At 38.9% G+C, this 19,678-nt stretch carries 13 protein-coding genes; 7 read left to right on the top strand and 6 right to left on the bottom strand.

What is annotated here, in order from left to right; translation table 11 throughout:
- Positions 1-184 precede the first annotated feature (184 nt).
- The 4 genes from PQ469_RS16510 to PQ469_RS16495 all read right to left on the bottom strand — a co-directional run bounded on the left by PQ469_RS16510 (position 185) and on the right by PQ469_RS16495 (position 5,667).
- Entirely contained in the window at positions 185-1,174 is a 990-nt protein-coding gene (locus tag PQ469_RS16510) for a glycosyltransferase family 2 protein (RefSeq protein WP_274208663.1), read from the bottom strand.
- Positions 1,158-2,471: an MATE family efflux transporter gene (locus tag PQ469_RS16505; protein ID WP_274208662.1), complete on the bottom strand. Its 1,314-nt coding sequence runs from the start codon at positions 2,469-2,471 to the stop codon at positions 1,158-1,160. Before PQ469_RS16505 ends, PQ469_RS16510 begins: the two co-directional genes overlap by 17 nt.
- 114 nt (positions 2,472-2,585) lie before the next feature.
- Positions 2,586-4,916, bottom strand: a complete 2,331-nt coding sequence (locus PQ469_RS16500; RefSeq protein WP_274208661.1) for a GumC family protein — start codon at positions 4,914-4,916, stop codon at positions 2,586-2,588.
- A gap of 4 nt (positions 4,917-4,920) precedes the next feature.
- The gene (locus PQ469_RS16495; RefSeq protein ID WP_090652534.1) at positions 4,921-5,667 is read right to left on the bottom strand and encodes a polysaccharide biosynthesis/export family protein; all 747 of its coding nucleotides are present in this window, start codon (positions 5,665-5,667) and stop codon (positions 4,921-4,923) included.
- A gap of 624 nt (positions 5,668-6,291) precedes the next feature.
- On the opposite strand from PQ469_RS16495, the gene nusG reads away from it, so the two are divergent.
- Both nusG and PQ469_RS16485 read left to right on the top strand, forming a co-directional pair.
- Positions 6,292-6,810 carry a transcription termination/antitermination protein NusG gene (nusG, locus tag PQ469_RS16490; protein ID WP_274208660.1) on the top strand — a complete coding sequence of 173 codons (519 nt, stop codon included), beginning with the start codon at positions 6,292-6,294 and terminating at the stop codon, positions 6,808-6,810.
- A gap of 154 nt (positions 6,811-6,964) precedes the next feature.
- Complete coding sequence (locus PQ469_RS16485; RefSeq protein ID WP_337993737.1) at positions 6,965-7,300, top strand: hypothetical protein; 336 nt, start codon at positions 6,965-6,967, stop codon at positions 7,298-7,300.
- Between the two features lie 14 nt (positions 7,301-7,314).
- On the opposite strand, the gene PQ469_RS16480 is transcribed toward PQ469_RS16485, so the two are convergent.
- Entirely contained in the window at positions 7,315-7,608 is a 294-nt protein-coding gene (locus PQ469_RS16480) for a hypothetical protein (RefSeq protein WP_090652531.1), read from the bottom strand.
- A gap of 1,095 nt (positions 7,609-8,703) precedes the next feature.
- Positions 8,704-8,853 carry a hypothetical protein gene (locus PQ469_RS16475; RefSeq protein WP_274208658.1) on the bottom strand — a complete coding sequence of 50 codons (150 nt, stop codon included), beginning with the start codon at positions 8,851-8,853 and terminating at the stop codon, positions 8,704-8,706.
- Positions 8,854-9,840: 987 nt separating this feature from the next.
- Here PQ469_RS16475 and PQ469_RS16470 point away from each other — a divergent pair.
- Genes PQ469_RS16470 through PQ469_RS16450 form a run of 5 tightly spaced genes read left to right on the top strand, consistent with a single transcriptional unit; the run spans position 9,841 to position 19,670 of the window.
- Positions 9,841-12,726 carry a SusC/RagA family TonB-linked outer membrane protein gene (locus tag PQ469_RS16470; protein ID WP_274208657.1) on the top strand — a complete coding sequence of 962 codons (2,886 nt, stop codon included), beginning with the start codon at positions 9,841-9,843 and terminating at the stop codon, positions 12,724-12,726.
- Positions 12,727-12,748: 22 nt separating this feature from the next.
- Entirely contained in the window at positions 12,749-14,251 is a 1,503-nt protein-coding gene (locus tag PQ469_RS16465; protein WP_274208656.1) for a RagB/SusD family nutrient uptake outer membrane protein, read from the top strand.
- Between the two features lie 11 nt (positions 14,252-14,262).
- Positions 14,263-15,372 carry a discoidin domain-containing protein gene (locus PQ469_RS16460; RefSeq protein ID WP_274208655.1) on the top strand — a complete coding sequence of 370 codons (1,110 nt, stop codon included), beginning with the start codon at positions 14,263-14,265 and terminating at the stop codon, positions 15,370-15,372.
- A gap of 42 nt (positions 15,373-15,414) precedes the next feature.
- Complete coding sequence (locus tag PQ469_RS16455; RefSeq protein WP_274208654.1) at positions 15,415-16,503, top strand: DUF5007 domain-containing protein; 1,089 nt, start codon at positions 15,415-15,417, stop codon at positions 16,501-16,503.
- Between the two features lie 20 nt (positions 16,504-16,523).
- Positions 16,524-19,670, top strand: a complete 3,147-nt coding sequence (locus PQ469_RS16450) for a SusC/RagA family TonB-linked outer membrane protein (protein ID WP_274208653.1) — start codon at positions 16,524-16,526, stop codon at positions 19,668-19,670.
- The last annotated feature ends 8 nt before the right edge of the window (positions 19,671-19,678 follow it).

Raw genomic sequence — 19,678 nt, 5'->3', positions numbered from 1 at the left:
ACACTTTATTGGTTATGCATAGTACCCAAAAACGGGAAAATCACCTGTTTTTAATCATAAAAGACCGCTACCACTATGTTTAACTTTATACAGAAGTTGAATGTTAACGACTGATTCTTAATTAAATACATTTGCCAAATGTGACGTTAACAGAGTTCTTTGATCAACCTTAAGGTGTTGTTGTTTAGTTTAAACTATGCAGAACGCTTCTTTTAAACTTGGTGAAAAAGTGGCGCGTTTGTAATAAGCCGGGTTTCACAAGGGCCAGGCCTAAATAGCTTGATATCCTGGCTGCAAAACTTTTATCCGCATTTTTATACTCCCAATCGCTGATGTGTTTTTCGGGAAGTAGCTGATACTTAAGTGCCGACTTAAGTTGTTTGGTAAAAGGTTTAAACAGCGGTTCTGCTAAGAGTGTCAGGTAGTAATCAATTAACTCGTTTGCTTTGCTGTCCCTGATTACCAAAGTTTTTGATTCATGATGGTATCTGAAATAAACCAATACGTTGTTGGTATATAAAACAGTTTTAAAGCGAACAAAGTAGGAGGTGAAAAAGATTCTGTCGAAATAATAGGATGAATATTCGGGAAACTTACCCGCCGCTTTAATATTAACCAAATCGCACCAAACACCCGGCTGATGGAATGTGCTTTTGAGCGATATAAAATCGCCCGCCGTGAGGCTCTTGTTTTCGATTATATCTTTAAAAGAAGGGTCATTGTCGTAAAAATTAAACACTTTCCCGGCAATGGTAACGCCTTTTTTATAGATAGAGGCAACGTTACAGAGGGTCTCAGGCGCAAGGTAGTCGTCGCTGTTTATCCAATTAAAAATATCTCCGGTACATTTTGTAATTCCCTTGTTTATTGCATTTGCCTGGCCCGAATCTTTCTCGCTAACCCAAAAGCTAATCCATGGCTCGTATTTTTTTATGATATTAACGGTGTCATCGTTACTGCCGCCATCAATAATAATATACTCCAGGTTGGGATAGTTTTGCAATAAAATCGAGCGGATGGTTTCCTCAATAAATTTACCCTGGTTGTAGCTTGGTGTAACAATTGAAATTTTGGGCCATTGCTTTTTTGACTTGTAAATATCGGCGTTTACTTCTTCAGTCCACGGCCAGCCTTCTTTGCTCTCAATGCGCGGCAGTTTATTCAGTAACGACATAGTTTTGGTTTTTTACTTTATTAATCATAATAAGGCTAAAGACAACGTGCATCACTGCCTCAAAGCCGGCAACGTAAAGATTTAGTAACAAAATGCCCCTAAGTGTCGAGATATCAATGAGTGCCGCACATACGGCAATGGCAGCAATACTCGCCGGAATAAGAATTATTGGTTTTATTGCCCAGCCACGGTGGGTATACAACGAGAATGATGAACCAGCAATTAAGGCAACGCAGCTGCCCGCAATGTTTAAAACCATCTCGTTTTTAAGGTTTGCATATGATGGGCCGAGTACCCACAAAATAGGCACCGGGAACAGCCAAACAATGGCTATAATTAATGCCATCAGCACAAACAACAACAATTGTATTTTAAGGTAATTGCTCATTAAAACCCTTTTGTTATCGGGCAGGCGTGCAAAACGCGGCGATATTAAAGTTGAGAAAAGGACATTGAATAGCCCCAACACCATTACTAACCTGCCAAGCGCGCCAACTTGTGCAACTGCTGTTGTTGAGCCAAAAATTGATATAAGCCAGATGGTTATTTGCCCCGAGGCGCAATAATAAATTGCGCCTGGCAAAATCCTTTTAACAAATTTCAATATTTCCGCACGAACAAGGGGATCAGGCTGCTGATGAATACGGGCATATTTGTAAGATGTTTTTCGCAGTTGAAGGTTTGCCCATATTTGGGGCAAACCCGAAGCAAGCACCGCTATATACGCCCAGGGGAAAACGAATATGGTAAGGCCGGTAAGTATAAGCCTCAAAACGTTGGTTCCAACCTGTATTTTTTGAAGTGGCGCAATATCCTGCTTTAGCTTGGGGGCAACCTCCAGCAATGTACCGGATAACGACATGAAAAATGCCGGTATAAGGGATAATGTTATTAGTGATGCAAATAACCAGCCGGCGCCATGGTGTATCAAAAGGTACAACAAAACAGGTACGGCTATTATAAGGCTGCCTGCGGCAAACTTTTTTCTTAGGTCCAAACCGGTGGCTATTACCAAACCTAATTTTTCACGATCCATCCATATTTTGCCCCCCTGCGACATTACGCCGGTTGATATTCCGCCGTCGGCTAACAGGATCATTGTGCCAAGCATCGTATTTGCCAAAGTATATAAGGCATATTCTTTTGTGGGCAGTAATCGTATAACAATAATAGCGCTTAAAAAGCCAATTACTTGTATGATTAACTGTGCCGATCCGGTTATGGTTATGAGCTTACCCCATTCAATTGCCTTAGCGTATCTTGAATTAATGTTTAAGTTTTGAGCAATAGCTTTCATAAAAAAATAAGTGCCGGTGTATAAACCGATAGGGTAGTTTGGGGTAGTATTAAACGAAGTTTAACCGTTTGATTTGATGTTGGGGCAAAGGCTGAAACCGACCAGGCTGAGGAATTAAGCGTGCTGCTTTTTTAATTTAGGGTTGTTGTAATAACTGTTATCGTAGTTATATCCATAACCATATTTTGTGCGCTGAATGCCATTGAAAATAATATACAGGTTAGGAAGCTTATCTTCTTTAGCCATTTGCTTAATAAATGTAAGTTCAGATTTATTGGTATGGCCTTGTTTTACAACGTACAAGGTAACATCGCAAATTCTTGCCAGTATCAGCGCATCTGTTACCAGGTGAATTGGCGGCGTATCAATTAAAATGTCATCGTATTCGTCCCTTAATTTATTGATAAGTACATCAAGTTTAATGCTGTCAAGTAATTCTGATGGATTTTCGGGGATAGCCCCGGCACCGATAATACTGAGTTGCGGATGCACGCCGGACGGCTGGACTATTTCCGATAGCTCAACTTCGCCGTTCAGGTAATTGCTCAACCCTTTATTTTGCGCTGATAAATTAAAAATGTCGGCTATTTTTGGCCGGCGCATGTCAAGCTCTAAAATGATAACTTTCCGGTTGGTAGCGGCAAGTGCTGCTCCCATATTACTGGTAATAAAACTTTTCCCCTCGCCGGCTACGCTCGAAGTAAATAGGGTTACCCGCCCGCTTTGCCTGTTTTGAAATAATAAAAATAAGTTGGTTCGTAACGATCTGAATTGTTCAGCTATCGCGAAGGCATTCTTTTCGAGTACCACAATCTGATTTTTTCCTTTGTTTTGGTTCAATTCGCAAATTACCTCAACTCCAGTAATTTTTTCGATTTCGGCGCGGTTCAATACTTTGTTTTTCAAGAGATCGCGGCCATATATGAATGACGCAGGCAACCCTAAGCCAAGTAAAAAGGCAAGCACGTAAGGGACCTGTTTTTTTGATTTTGGAGCGATGTAGTAAGGGTCTTCTACTGTGCGGATCCCGGTAAGGGTAGAGGCGTAGCTCAATGATACTTCTTCCTTTTTTTGCAATAAATAGATGTACAGGTTTTCTTTTATGCTTTGTTGTCTTTTGATACTGATGTACTGCCTTTCCTGGCCCGGGATATTTTTTATTGAGGCTTCAAAACCAGAGTTATTGTTTTGAAGTTCGTGTTGAACCGATAATAAAGAAGCCTTAATGCCACTAACTGTTTCTTTTACAGCTGCTTTAGTTGCCTTTATTTGACGATTTAAAGGTTCGAATATTGGGTTTTGCTCGGGAGTGGTGGCTAAAAGCCTGTCGCGTTGCAATTGCAATTTAGATAACTGATCTACCAAACTGATAAGCCCGGGATCGGAAATGCCAAGCGTTGCAGGTACGTTACCCGAATTATTTCCTGAATTGGCGTAACGTTCAATGCCTTCAATAACGTTCAGCTGAACATTAACGTCATTTAAGCGCGAATCATTTGATTGAACGTTATCAAGATAAAATTTTGATTTGGATGAAATGTCCGTTAACCCAATGCTGCTCTTAAACCCTTCAACATCTTTTTCTACATTGGTTAACTCACCTGTAAGTGATGATAACCTGTCGTCTATAAATTTGAGCGTGCTTTGCGTGGCTTTATTTTTATCCTGGATGCTCGAAACTTTATACGCCTTTATAAGCTGTTCTAAAATTTCTTTTCCTCTTTCGGGTACTTCATCCTCCAATTCCATATCAACAATAGGAGCATCTTTATTTAAAGATACCAGTATCGAATTTTGATATTGCGTTACAACATCCTCAGGATTTTGAACATTAACACTGATTGTTTTACCAATATAATTATCAAAACTTTTGGTTTTGGTTAGCATCCATGCACCAATACTATTTTTTAGTACTGTATTAAAATGGTAATCGGGCGATTCCGTGTCATCTGTTTTTATCGAAAATGACTGGGCATCTTTAATAAAAACGGTGAGTGAAAAATCCCGGTTTTCGCCCTGGGCTTGTATCAGCTTAAATTTTACCGGGGTTGTGGCATAAATATCCTTACTGCTATAATTGGCTTTTTCCTTATAACTGGTTTGTAGTTGCAAATCATTAACAACCTGCCTTATCAGTGGCCTCGATTTTATTAGCTCCAACTCACTTTCGATATCTTTTGGCTGACCTACAACATCAATTTCGGCCAGGGCCTCTTTGGCATCCGACGATTTTTTTTCGTCTTTTATGGCCAGTTTGGCTTTAATATCATAAACAGGTTTGGTGTTTTTGATATAAAAATAGGCAATACACAAACTGATTATCAAGCAAATGGCGAATAGAGGCCAGCTGTGCAGGTATTTGCTTAATAATCCGCCAAGATCTTTTTGGGTTGGTTCATCTTTGTCATCAAATGATGAGGATAGAAACAGGCGCTCGTTTTTCATAAAATTAATTTTTTAGAACACTGGTGAGAACAATGGTTATTACGGATAAGGCCGATAGTATTAAACTGATGTTTCGGTAACTTCTATCACCGGAATTTGATTTGGTTTTATCCGGCTGAACATAGATTACATCATTATTTTTAAGATAGTAGTAAGGGGATTTAAAAAGATCAGCAGATGTAAGATCAATATTTATGTATTGTCGCTTACCGTCGAGTTCGCGGATAAGAAGCACATTATTGCGAATGCCTGTTATGTTCAGGTCGCCGGCTAATCCTAAGGCTTCAGTTACGCTAACGCGTTCGTTGGCAATTTGGTAAATATTGGGCCTTGCAACATCACCAATTACAGATATTTTAAAATTGGTGATCCTTACATTGACAGACACCTGTTTCAAATATGTAGAGAGCTTCGATTCTATTTGCTGCCTTAGCACATTGGTAGTAAGCCCCTCAGCTTTTAAAGTTCCAACTAACGGTAATTGTATGTTTCCATCCATATCAACCAGGTAGCCGTTTATTTTATTGTTGTCGTCCTTCCAGGCGTCGGGATTTAAACTGCTTACAGCTATACTTAAAATATCCTGTTTCTGAATAGTTAGCGAAGAGTAGTTGTCGATAGTTTCGTTTATAGCAGCCGACCGGTTGACATTTTGAAAATAAGGTATGTTTTTATAAGAGTTGCAGGAACTTGCCATAAAGCAAAATGCAACTGAAATTAACACCAGGCAAATAGTAGTTTTAGTTTTCATGAATTTGGATGACCTTAAAATTTGAGTTAGGTGCGTGAAGAAGGAGTTGTATAGTGTGCTATATATGTGCAGTTTATTTTACACTTTCTTTCAGCTTATTGTAAAGCTTCGCCATTTCACTTACAGCGAATATATTTTTATTAGATATTCAAATTGATTAAATCGTCATGTTTGGCGATGTTTTATATGAATATTTGCATAAAAGTAGGTCTTGTGTTATTAATATCGCAATGTTATTGCATCTTGATACAATGTGTGAAGATGTGTATAACAAACAGCACGTAAAATGTGAAAAAGTGAGAAGGGGGGCACATTCTATAAAAACAGCCGATTTTTAGAGTTGTCTGTCGGTACTTGCCAGTTTAATTGATTGCAAAAAAAAAACGAATGTTGAAAAAAGCATTTATTACATGATGTAACTACCCACGCTACTCTTATTGTAAAAATATTTTATATTAATATGTATATATTCATTGTGTTAAATAATAAATAATAAAATGTCGGGCTAATTTGCTTGTTTAGACATGGAAAAATAAGCAGAGTTTGTTAATTAAAGGGTAAGGCAAATTAAATGGTACGATAATTTATAAAGAGATATTAAAAAAAACCGTGAACCCGAAAATATTGAAACTTAATAATTCTCCAGAGCACTGGATGGTCATTTATACCCGGTCAAATTTTGAAAGACGAATTGATAAAAGCCTGAAAGAGCAAGGTATTTTAGCATATTGTCCGGTGATTACCTCACGAAATAAGTGGGCTGACCGGATTAAGACGGTAGAAAAGCCTTTCTTTCCATCTTATTTATTTGTTAAAGCAAATCCACTTCAATTAAGTAACGTAAGATATGTGCCAGGTGTGATTGACCTGATCTCGAATAATGGGAAACCAGTAGTTATTAGTGATAATGAGATCGAACAAATTAAAATTATCACGCAGTCATATGCTGATGTACAGGTAGTTAGTTTAAAAAGCTTGAAGGTTGGAGATAAGGTTAAAGTAAACGATGGTGTACTTTTTAACGTGGAGGGTTTGGTAAATAAAATAATGGGTACAAAAGTGCTTATGGTAATTGAGCAGCTGGACTGTGCTGTTATTGTAAAAGTTAACGCCAACCAATTAACGTTGAGTACGGCCATCTAACAAAAAAAAGGTCAATTATTATTTCTTATAATAGTTATAGATTAAAAATAATCGTTACTGCTAATTTTTACAAAAATTGATTGCTTTTATGGATATTCATCATGGACAAATCGTTGAATTAGTTGTTAGGCGTGAGGGATATAACATAAGTGAATTGGCCAGACTTGCCAAGGTTAACAGGAGATCCGTGTACTATTGGTTTAATCAGCAATATCTTAAAACAGAGCTGATTTACCAGATTGGCGTACATATTAAACACGATTTCTCGGTGGAATTTCCTCATTTATTTAAACCTGACGACTTTGCTCAGGTGGATTACCAGAGAGGTCCCAAAAGCGGCAATGAATTATCCCATCAAAACGAAGTTAGTTATTGGAAAGATAAGTATTTAGAGACCCTGGAAAAGTATAATTTGCTTTTAACCAAAATGGCCGAAAAATATACCGCGGAGATAGAATCGGAGATGAAAAACCGATCAGATCAAAAATAATTAAAATCAATTAGTTATTTTGATTTATCAAAATCGTAAATACTCTTTAAATAAAAATTAATTTCCCTGAGAAATTTCAGTTGAGGCCTGATCTCTTCGATAGTTGTATTTTGATTTTCGTTATCAATAATGGCGTCTGAAATTGACCCGAGCATGGTATCAAATCCTTCTTTGCTAATGTCCATAAAAGCTGAGCAATGCTTTAAAAAGTCCTTAAATTCATCAATATTAATTTTAAAATTGATTCCATTAAGACCGAAAGTCTGTTCTTTGTTGTCATCGGATGTTGTCGTTCTTTCCAATACCATCAGCTTGGGCTTTTAAAATTTCGCTATAAAAGAATAAAAAACTATAGGACAGACGTGTTTTACGATTAAAGAATTATAAAGGTTTCAAATATTATGTTTTATTTTCTTGCTAACGCAATCGTAATGTACATTAAGGAATGAATTTTTTGAATTTTTGCGATCAATGGCGACCCCAAATTGTGTAATCATTTTCTTTTTTTGTGTATAAATATTCCCGGTATAAATTCAGGGATTTAAACCCATATAATATATTCTTTATTGAATTTTGTCACATTTTTGTTAAACAAGTATTTAAAATGATGATATTTTTTTTAAACAATTTGTGTTTATTTGATATTTTTTACAATATGTATTGATTGTTTATTGTATTTATATATATATTATTTATATGTTTTTAATTTTTATATTGATTGTGATATATGGAAAGTGTGCATGAGTTAATTACGTATAATTCAAAAATACCTCAACGAAATTGGTTTATTGTTAATTTGGTGATGTGAATTGTAGCTAATTTAATGAAAATTGAATTGGTAAGGCGAAAGCTATGCCATTGACAATAAAAACCGGCGGATTCTGACTTATTATTATAAGCTGGTGCGATACATAATGTCGTTAATTGAGAAAAGCAAGCGCTGGTATTTGAAAAAGAAATTTACGCACCAATGGAATAATTGGAACCAAAAAGGTCTCTTTGCGGATTATCTTAAAATAATAATGAACAAGAAAGCGATTTTGAAAGGTGAGAGAGTTGGAAACACTACATAGAGTGGGGGAGATCATCCTGGCTGGCAGCCTAATGACAACAAGTCAGGGATATCGAAAACTATTTAGCAGTCTTGATATGCAAACTGATTTTTGAAGACAATAATTGAGCAGCAAGACCTGAATACGAATGATGAAATTTGTAGATATGTGTTTTTGAGGCTGGGTGGCGGAAGAGATTTCATCTAAATCACTCAGTGCCTGCGCAAATGTAGCGCAGGCCCAATTTATCGGTGGTCAAACCACAAATGTATTTACACTACCTGATTTTATACAGGCAAATTTGTATAGAATATCGCTGATAGCGAACCGGTAGTGAGGCGTTGTATCGGTCTAATTTACGCCGCCATTTTGCGCGTGAGCCGCAAAAATGAAAAAGATTATTAATGCTGGAACAATTAGCGCCAGAGAAACATTTCTTAGCTGTATGGCGTCTGCATTACCGTAGATTACTGCTTTGAATGATTTAGTTAAGGTTTTCATTTTGTTTTGATTTAGTTAATTATTCAGGTTACAATGTTGATTGATTATGCTCTCAAAAAGTATTGTTAGGTAAAAGAATAGCATAAAAATATATGAAATTTGTCTCAGGAGAATGTAAAGTTGTAAACTGATACAATGTGGGAAAAAGTGTATAACAATTTCACGATATGGTAGATCATGGGCTGATGAAGTCAAATTAAAGTTTATCTGCGGTGAAAAACTTTGGTGCCTAATTTATTTCCGGGGATAGTTTGGTATCTACAAGGTGTATAATATAAAAACCTTATTTGCAGAAAGCCGCTTATACTATTATAATCCACTTATAAATAGGGTATTGCAAGGCTTATTTCTATTGTTTTATCTTAAATCGCTAAATGATTTATGCGATATTGTCCCTCTGGTTAACCAATCTGCAACAAATTGTATCAATATTTCGTCAAATAGTATCAATTTGTCTTGTGGCGAAAAGTTAGTGCATTTTTTACCATATTTTTATTTCACAATTATAATAATACTATGCCGGCTTAAAGTGATTGAAAACTTCCGGTTTGTACTAATTAACATTTACCAAATTATGAACACACGAAAAAATGCTATTATGGCCTTTGCGGCTATGGCCAATTATTACTGCCTGCTCCAGGCGGTCACTCCCAAAACAATATGTAGTGGTTTAAAATGTTAGGATGTAATCCTGAATATTTATCCCTGCCTGCAATTAAATCAGTAAATCCTTAAACTAAAATCTATGCCCACAAACCTTACTCAACATCACACTTCCCGGGAAAATGCTTCAGATGCCTAAGCAGCATACCGTCTTCGTGAGGGTATAATCCTTTCCAAATCAAATTTTTATATCATTAATCAAATTATCCATTAATTATGCGATACTTATGGCTGTGCTTTGTAGTTTTTTCAGCAATTACTACAAATGCACCTACTTGCTTAGCTAAAGATAATAGGGGAGAGAGAAGCAAAATCAACTATATTGTGTTTAACAATGACACCACAGTTCGTCGCGATACAACTGTTAAGGACTCGTTGTTAAAGGATAGTAGCAACTTTATAAAAAAGCGTACTATTTATAACTTTTTTGTCGATAGCGTTACTAAAAAACCTTATGAATTATCCTTATTTCCGGCAGTTTCATTACAACAACTTTTAAAAGGGAAATTCGCGGGGCTATATGTCCAGGAACCCTCGGGCGAGCCCGGTTCTGTACAAAACATGTTTATCAGGGGGGCGCCAATGCCCTTATTATCGCAACGAGAGGTTTATCAATCACAGCCGCTTGTGGTACTTGATGGTATCCCGATAATAACCGAACACCCGTTTGCATTTGATATTCAGCAATATGAGTTTAACAGGCCCGGCCCTGCTACTAACATATTTGCCGGTATTGATATGAACAATATTGCTTCTATAGAAGTATTGAAGGATTTGGCAGCTACCGCGGTTTATGGGCCAAGGGCAGTGAACGGAGTAATTGTTTTATCCTCAAAAACGCCGGGCTCCTCAAGAAGCATCACTTTTGATTCGTATATCGGTTTAGCGCAACGGCCGCAGGTAACAACCATAAACGGTAAATACGAAAACGCTTTCAGGCAGAGGTTTTACGACCAGTATACTACCAACGGCCGATATTCTGATGATGAAAATTATCCTATTTATTTAAGCGATTCGCTTAACAATGTATATAGCGGGAAAGCCGACTGGAGCGATCTTTACTACCGCAACGCTTTAGTTTATGGTATCAACTTCGGCATCTCGGGTGGTACAAACCGGGCGAATTTTCGCTTTTCTTTGGGCGATATGAAAAACGAAGGGGTTGCTGATGGAACAGCGCTAAATCGGTATAGCGCCATGTTTAACATCAATATGAAACCTGTAAAGTGGCTTTTGTTTTCAACTATGGTAAATGCTAACAGGTTGGACCGTACCCGTAATAAAAATTTACGCGACAGGTTTGCGCAGATTAATTATTTCCCCGACCTGAGCGCTCCCTTGCCTCCCAATAAAGATTATTATGCCAACTATCTTAAAGAGTACCAAAAAGGTTTTGACAATAACAAAACCAACATTATTGACGGGTACGCAAGGATTGGCGTTGAATTTGGAAAGTTTAATTTCAGTACCACTTTTGGTGTTGATTATAACGAGGGCTATCGCGATGTATTTTATGCCCGCACACTTTTGCAGGGTAATAGCTACGCATCAAACTACTTTGGCTTTAACCAAAGATTGATGTTGGATAATAAAGCAACATATTCTTTTAACCTAAACAAAGTACATGATTTTCAACTGGAGGTTGGACAATCAACCCAATGGAACATTTATAAATACAGCAATGCTTATGCGTATAAAGGGGTAAACGATTTTATCAAAATAAACCTGTTAAACTCAGACCCCAATGATCCTAATTATTTAACCCCGGTTGCATTTCCACGTGAATTAACCTACCGCTTTTTGGATAAAACCAGGGACAACCTGGTGTCATTTTATGGCAAAGTAGATTACACACTAAAAGAAAAGTACCTGTTATCTGTTACATTACGTGCTGATGGCTCTTCAAATGCTCAGCCAACAAGCCGTTGGTTTTATTCGCCTGTAGTTTCTGCCGCATGGAATATAAAAAAGGAAATGCTGAAGGATAACACCACCGTGAATGATCTTTTATTGCGTGTTAGCGCCGGCCGGTTAGGGCGATTGAATGCATATGATAATTATGCACAGGGCCCGCAGTATACAGCATCTGTAGGTTATACCGGAAATTTAACTGTACCTGGTTATAACGCATTTGGTGTATTAACCAGGCCATACTCAACCGGTTGGATTGGTTACGGCATCCCGTGGTCGTATTCAGATCAGCTTAATCTTGGTGTAGATGCCGGTTTGCTCCACAACCGTTTACACTTATCTGTTGATTGGTATAATAAAGAAGAAAAGAACCAGCTTATTGGCATCCCTGCCTTTGCCGAATACGGTTATAAGCAATCTATTGAAAGTGGAATGGCCGTAAACAACAGCGGTATAGATGTTTCGATAGCAGCCAATATAATCAATCATAAAAACTTTGGCTGGACATCATCTTTAAATCTTAACCACAATACCAATAAATTAAAAGCACTCCCAAGGGGCTTAAACGAAATTATAATTGGCGATAAACTTTTAAAGGTTGGCCAGCCGGTTGATCAATACTGGCTTTTAGTGAACGATGGTATTTATACCTCAAATGACCAGGTTCCGGTGGTTAACGGACAACCCGCTAAGTATAACGGAATTCCATTGCAGGCCGGCGATCCTAAATGGCGCGATTTGAATGGCGATAACGCTATTGACAATAACGACAAAATACTAACAGGCCACTCGTTGCCCAAAATATCGGGTGGTTTTGATAATAATTTCAGATACGGTAACTGGAGCTTAAACCTCAATTTTTATTTTAACCTGGGCCGAGACCTGATTAACCAGGAGATGGCCAACCGGTTTGATTTTATTAACAGGGAAGGCAATAGTGATGTTAACTCAGTTAAAGAGATTACCTATTGGGAAAAACGGGGAGATTATAGTAAGTACCCTTTGTATAATCCATGGAGCACAGTAATTCCATACCGTGTTGATCAGAATTTATTTCTTGAAAATGCTTCGTTCCTGAAATTGAGGACGGTGTTAGTTGGTTACGACCTTACCAAAACACTGCGTAGAAAAAGCATAAACGTAACCCGGTTTTACGTGTACGCATCAGTTAATAATGTATTTACCATCACACCTTACACCGGCCAGGACCCCGAGCTGGTAAATTATAACGGGTATGATACAGGCTACGGACTGCCAATACCAAGAACGTACACATTAGGAGTGAAAATGGAATTATAGCATGGAAAAACGAATTACAAAAATGAAAAAGATATTATATATCACGCTTCTGTTTTTTGTGGCCTTAACCGGTTGTAATAAAACACTGGATATAAATTCTGTAAGGGTAGTTGCCGAAGTGAATATGTGGAATAAGCTGGAAGATACCCGTGCCGGCCTGCTGGGAGTTTACGCGCTTACCCGTGCCGCATTATCTGATAACGACAGTCATTGGCTATATGGAGATGTTCGGACAGGCGAATTTATCAGCCCAAACAGGCCCGATCTTAAAGCCATTGCCGGTAATAAACTAAATGCATCCTACCCAACCGTGGATGCTTTATCCGACTGGACCAGGTTTTATGCCATCGTGAATGCAGCAAATATTTTCCTTGAACGCGTTGGCGATGTAAAAGCGGCTGATAAGCGTTATACAGAAAACAATATGATTGTTGATGTTGCCCAGGCCCGCTTCCTCAGAGCCTTCGCTTACTTCTACATGGTTAGGATATGGGGCGATGTACCGTTTATTATCACATCGCACGATGGCAAGTTTGAAAACAAACCCCGTGAAAATCAGGGTAAAATATTGGTCTGGGCTCAGCAGGAAATGTTAACGGCCGCCGCCGATTTGCCATTTATTTATAGTGGCGGCGATGTTCAGCAACCCGGTAACTATTATAACGAGGACAGAACCAGGTGGGGCGGTGCTTTAGCAACAAAAAATACGGCATATGCTGTTTTGGCTCATTTGGCGGCCTGGCAAGGCAATTATACGGATGTTGCCACCTATACCAAATTTGTTGAGGATAACTATGGCAAAAGTGGCATTGGTTTCCAGAATACCGAGGACCTGACCAAATCAAACGGATTCTTTTTTAATAAAAACACCAGCCAGATGTTTGGTTTCAATTCCGACTGGGGGCATATTGACGGTTCCGGAACAGGCCATATAGAAGAGTTGACCCTGGCCGAACCTGTTTTAAACAAAAAGGTTCCTGATATCTATATGCCCAAAGACACCATTTTAAAAATATTTAATCAGCCAAATGACGAACGCTTTAGTGTTGATACACTTGGGCTGCCACGGTCCGAAAGATATTTTACCAATATAAATGGTAAGTACCCCATTTTTAGTAAGATAAAAGTTATACAAGGAGGTACCACCGACCCCACTTTCAGGTATTTCACCAGCGCTTTAATTTTTACCAGGCTTGAAGATATTGTTTTGTTACGTGCCGAGGCATTAGCTGTTTTAGGTGATCAAAACGGAGCTTTAAACGAACTACTAAACGTAATGACAAGGCGCGGAATAACAACTATCACCATCAATAGCGGAGAGCTGATTGAGCTGATTTTTGAAGAGCGGCATCGCGAATTACTGGGCGAGGGGCAACGATGGTACGATTTGGTAAGGTATAATAAAATCAAGCAAAATAATCCCGCTTTTTTAAACCTTATAAACTCCCAGGGAATTTACTGGCCGATATCCCGTAAGCTTATTTCACAAAACAACTTATTAACTCAAAATCCATTTTGGAAATAAACAGACCATATATGAAAAACTTTGAAAAATATATGAGCGCCTTAAAGCTATCAGTAGTTATGGCACTATTGCTGTCTGCCTGTAAAAAAGATGGTGGATACCATAGCACCGCAACCAATAGCCCCAGGTTTGCCGGTAACACCTATGAATATTTAAAAAGCAAACCGGGTGTTTACGATTCGCTGATAGCAGTGATTGACCGAATGGGTCTAAAGCAGACTTTAACCGATAGTAATGTAACCCTGTTTGCCGTTACAAACCCCAGTTTTCAGCTGGCAATTAATAACCTGAACACATTAAGAAGACAAGGGGATAAAGACCCGCTTTTTCTTTCAAATGTTGATGGTGTGCAGCTTGATACAATGGCATCCTACTATATTATGAGGGGAAGCCGCACTACCGACTCTTTAACCTTGCAGGATGGGCTTGACTTGACCAGTGTACGGTTTGGCTATCCGATGCATGGTAAAGTTACCAGGGCATCTTCATCTGGTTTGGTTGATGGTGGCCCGCAGGTAATAGAATTCAGTAACACCAAAAAGAGCAAATTTATCCGCTTTTGGTCAACAACAACAACTGGATCTAATAACATCCTGACCAAAAATGGGGTAGTTCATGTGGTAAGCGCCGACCATATCTTCGGTTTTGATGAGTTTGTTCCCCGGCTCACATTTATCCCGCCGCCACCAAACCTGATATCATTAATAGGAGGTAAACTATCCGTATTAAGAGATAATAATGGTGGTCCTGATAATGGCGAGGGATCAAAAAAAGTTATTGACGGAGATGATCATACCAAATTCCTGGCAGAACTACAAGGCAGGTTATGGATCAAATTTGAGCTGAATACGCCGGCAGTATCAGGTGTATACACGCTTACATCGGCAAATGACGCACCCGAAAGAGACCCGAGGGCATGGACTTATGAGGGCTCAAATGACGGACAAACCTGGGTTGAATTGGATAGACGCAGCAATTTCTTTTTTGAAGAACGGTACCAGACAAAAGTTTTCAGTTGCCCTAATACAGCAGCTTATAAATTTTACCGCATTGACATTACCGAACTCAGGGACGGCGGGCTTTTCCAGTTAGCTGAGTGGTCAATAAACAAAGCTAAATAAGTGATGAAAATTCAAAAAATTAATACAATTAACCAAAAACAGATGCGAACATATTTTAAAAAAGAGTTCATTTTCTTCTTGTTTGCTATTGCTGTATTAAGCAGTTGTAAAAAGATATTTAATCTGCCAAATGAAAAGGACTATTTAAGTTCAAATGTAAATTACAGTAATAAGATATTTGAACCAATTATTGGGCGAACTACTGTGATAGGCGGCTTTAACGGCGATAATTCAACGCAGCCTATAAAGTTTGAAATTGTTAATGCCCGCTTTGGCGATGGCCGGCCGGTAACAGATCTTTTTCAGAAAAAAGCTACTTACGTTTGGACAGCCCCTTATAACGGCCTGGAAAAAAGTTTGGCCGAAATTGAAGCCAAAAGAAAACTGCAGGAACATCCATTATTTGAGGTGCTCCCATCCGGCGAATTTATTTTGTGGGCATCGTCAACCAATGAACTTATTGCTCCGAGGCCTGCAGATAGCACAAATTTTCCGCAGGATACGCGTTTTTTCGATGTTAAAATCACTAATACGGGTGGTCATATCATTATTCGCGATTTCCAGATAAGGCCTTTCCGGGAGCGCCCTTATGAACCATCTGACGATTTTAATATTTACTCCGGCGGTCCGGCACCTCATCCCAAAACTCCTTATAATCCATTAAGCAGGAATTATATAAGGCCGTTTTTAAATAATGTTATCGGAGCCACTACCGATATACCACTTGAAAGCAATGACGATAAAAAAGACGTAGTGGTTTATATACGGCCATTTACAGGTGGCAACGGCAATTCGCTGAGGTTTAAATTTTTAAATAAGGACTCGGTGGAGATGAACCCTGCTTTATTTAATGAAACAGTATGGGATAAAATAGTGCACGGGTTTAACTTTCAAAAAACGCTTACATACGCGCAGTACGATGTGGCTTACCCGATTCCTTTAGTTGAAATACCAACTGTATATGCTCCAGGCGGTACCCGTGATCATGCCGAATTCAGGTATTCAAGAATTGGTTTTGGTGGTGTTAGGGTAGTGGCAAGTTTCGGGATCGATTTTGCCATATACAGAAAAGGCGACTGGGAAATAGTGTTCCATTTCCTGAAGGATAATCCAAAGTTCGAAAACGAATAATAGCATTTAAAGCCACTGAAATGAGAAAATATATACTATTTTATGTAGTACTGATAGTTTGCATAATCTGCAGTGCAGATACATATGCGCAAACAAAAAATATAACGGTTTCTGGTAAGGTACTTGACAAGCCCGAAAATAAGGTGCTTGTGGGTGTAAATATCTCTATAGACAAAAAGGGAATAGCCCAGACCGATGCCAACGGACGTTTTTCCATTACGGTACCTGTCAATTCTGTAGTTTCATTCTCCTTTATTGGGTTTGTTACTCAAAAGTTAAAGGTTGAGGAAAACCAAAAAGACATAATAATCACATTAAGTGAAGACAAAAAAGGGCTTAATGAAATAGTTATTGTGGGTTATCAAAACCGAAGCAAAGAAACCACAACGGGCGCTTCGGCAATTATTACCAATAAGGATATCGCCGATATCCCTGTATCAAGTTTTGAACAGTTACTGCAAGGTAAGGTTGCCGGCTTAAACATTCAGAACAATACGGGCGCACCGGGCTTCAGGGGCTCGGTACAGGTTCGTGGCTTGTCAACCCTTAGTGTTAGCGGCAGCGGCAACGAATCATTTTTACAGCCAACATCTCCGCTGTACATTATCGATGGGGTGCCTTTAGATGCCGATAAGGCAGCCGAATTTGGTTTTCAAACCCAGGGCCCCGGGGTTAGCCCATTGTCCTTGATCCCGGTAGAAGACATCCAGAGTATCCAGATCATGAAAGATGCCCAGGCAACTTCTCTTTATGGTTCAAGAGGTGCCTATGGTGTAATTATCATTACTACTAAACGCGGAAATTCAAAGGTGCCAAGGGTGCGTTATACCACTAACTTTTTTGTTAACGCGCCGCCAAAACTGCGCGAAACATTAGGAGGTAACGATGAGCGCCGGGCAAAAATTCAGCAAATATTATCAAATGCCACAACGGTTGATGAGTTACGAAAAATAGGGATGACAGGCTTTTTGGCCGATAGTTTAAATGCTTATTGGAATAACTCAACCAACTGGCAGTCTATATTTTATGCTACTACCTATAACCAAAGCCATAACCTGGCTTTAGATGGCGGCGATCAAAAATTCAATTACAAGGCAAATGTTGGCTACTACTCAGAAAAAGGGGTAATAAAAAACACCGGATTTGACAGGTATAACCTGAATATGAACATGGAGTTTAAACCAAACGACAAGTTTAGGTTTTTCGGGTCCTTATTTGGCTCGGTAGGTAGCCAGGCTAAAGGCGATGGCCTGGGGCTGCTGCAACAAGGTGTTGCTTCAAACGGCCAGGCATCAACGTTATTGCCGCCTCCATCATTCTACCTGTCGTCAGACGGTGTTACATCAGCCTTGAAAACGTTGAACAGCAACAGTTCAAGAAACATAAGGGCCAACGTAGATGGGCGGTACGAGTTTATTCCCGGGCTCGCGTTATCATCAAGTATCAGTTATGATTATACCTCTGATGCCGAATCAACTTTTACGCCTGCGGCAGCCAACTCGCAATTTGCCCAGGTATATGATTTTGAGGGCCGAAACTACACCTTGTATAACCGTAACGCCATTACTTACGCTAAAACATTAGGCGGTAACCATAATATTTTTGTTAACTTATTTAATGAAATATATAAACAGGGCGGTCAAAGTGGCATCATCAGGCAGGAGCGCACGCCTAACGATCAGCTCCAGGGACCGGTAGGTTACGATTCATATAATTCGCGTGGTGGTGGTGTGCTTTCAAATTATAAAAATGCCACTATCGCGTCATTTGCAGGTGCAGTAAGTTATGATTTTCAGCGCAAATACGTGGTTGAACTTTCATACCGGTTAGATGGCACGTCATCAAACGGGTTAGAGAACCCTTACTCCAAAAACCCATCGGTGGGTTTAAAATGGAACTACAGTAAAGAAAACTGGTTTAAAGATCTGTCGTGGCTTACTTATGGTGGTATAAGACTAACCTGGGGTCAGAATATTGTGCCTACCGGTAGCCTGCAAAGTATTTATGGTATTTATAACCTGAATGGCAACTTTAACAATAATCCAACTATTGGTATAAATTATGATTTTATACCCAATCCTACATTAAAACCAACTACCACTACACAATACAATTTAGGATTTGATATCGGGCTATTTCAAAGCCGGGTTGATTTAAACTTTGATACCTATTATAAAAAGGTTGATAATTTATTGTTCGACAGGTTTTTATCAAACACTACCGGCTTTAACCGCCGGGTGAGCAATGATGTAGCTATTGCCGATTATGGTTATGAGTTAACGCTTACGGTACGGCCGGTAATTTCAAAAGATTTTAACTGGAGTATCTCGATGAACGGCGCCATCAACCGTGATGTTTTATTAAAGCTGCCTGCCGAGTATAATGGTCAGTACATTAAGTTTGATAACAGTCCTTATTTACAGCACATTGTTTTTAGGGTAGGTCAAAACACGCTGTCAAACTATTTGCACATCAACCAGGGTGTATATTCAACCGATGCTGAAGTGCCGGTAAACCCCGCAACCGGAAAAAAATATTCGTCTAACGGGGTACCGTTTAAAGCAGGCGATCCTATTTTTAAAGATGTTAACGGCGATTATATATTAGACGACAGAGATTATGAAATAACCGGTAATTCACAACCCTTGGTAACCGGCGGTATATCAACCAATATTATATACAAAAATTTTGGCCTTAACATCTACGCAACATTTACTGCCAAAAGAACTGTTTTGAATAATGCACTGGCCGATCGTTTGGCCATATCACGCAATCCTTATGATTTACTGGCTGTTGTGCCTTTAAGTAATATGGATATCTGGAGGCAGCCCGGCGATCATACAGTTTATCCAAACCCTTATTCGTTTTCCACCTATAACCAGATACAGCCTTTAAGGCCCGATCAAACATTATGGGCCGAAGATGGATCGTATTTTAAAATAAATAACGTAACGCTGTCGTACTCATTTGATCGCAAGCTTATTCGTAAGATTGGTTTTAACAACCTAAGGGTGTATTTCTCAACCAATAACCTAACTACGTTTTCAAGCTATAAAGGGCCCAACCCCGAGAACGTAACTACGCTGGGGCGGGATATATCCAGCGGATACCCTGTGCCGCGTACCTATAATATTGGTTTAAACTTAGAACTCAACACAAGTAAATAAAACTTAAA

This window comes from Mucilaginibacter sp. KACC 22773, from assembly GCF_028736215.1.
In the GTDB taxonomy this organism is placed as follows: Bacteria; Bacteroidota; Bacteroidia; order Sphingobacteriales; family Sphingobacteriaceae; genus Mucilaginibacter.
Note: the sequence above shows the minus strand (reverse complement) of the source record. Positions and strands in the feature narration are given on the sequence as shown.

Coding starts and splice junctions, on each gene's coding strand:
- PQ469_RS16465 (WP_274208656.1), top strand. CDS start 12,749: ATGAAAAAGATATTATATATCACGCTTCTGTTTTTTGTGGCCTTAACC.
- PQ469_RS16460 (WP_274208655.1), top strand. CDS start 14,263: ATGAAAAACTTTGAAAAATATATGAGCGCCTTAAAGCTATCAGTAGTT.
- PQ469_RS16500 (WP_274208661.1), bottom strand. CDS start 4,916: ATGAAAAACGAGCGCCTGTTTCTATCCTCATCATTTGATGACAAAGAT.
- PQ469_RS16455 (WP_274208654.1), top strand. CDS start 15,415: ATGCGAACATATTTTAAAAAAGAGTTCATTTTCTTCTTGTTTGCTATT.
- PQ469_RS16480 (WP_090652531.1), bottom strand. CDS start 7,608: ATGGTATTGGAAAGAACGACAACATCCGATGACAACAAAGAACAGACT.
- PQ469_RS16475 (WP_274208658.1), bottom strand. CDS start 8,853: ATGAAAACCTTAACTAAATCATTCAAAGCAGTAATCTACGGTAATGCA.
- PQ469_RS16505 (WP_274208662.1), bottom strand. CDS start 2,471: ATGAAAGCTATTGCTCAAAACTTAAACATTAATTCAAGATACGCTAAG.
- PQ469_RS16510 (WP_274208663.1), bottom strand. CDS start 1,174: ATGTCGTTACTGAATAAACTGCCGCGCATTGAGAGCAAAGAAGGCTGG.
- PQ469_RS16450 (WP_274208653.1), top strand. CDS start 16,524: ATGAGAAAATATATACTATTTTATGTAGTACTGATAGTTTGCATAATC.
- PQ469_RS16495 (WP_090652534.1), bottom strand. CDS start 5,667: ATGAAAACTAAAACTACTATTTGCCTGGTGTTAATTTCAGTTGCATTT.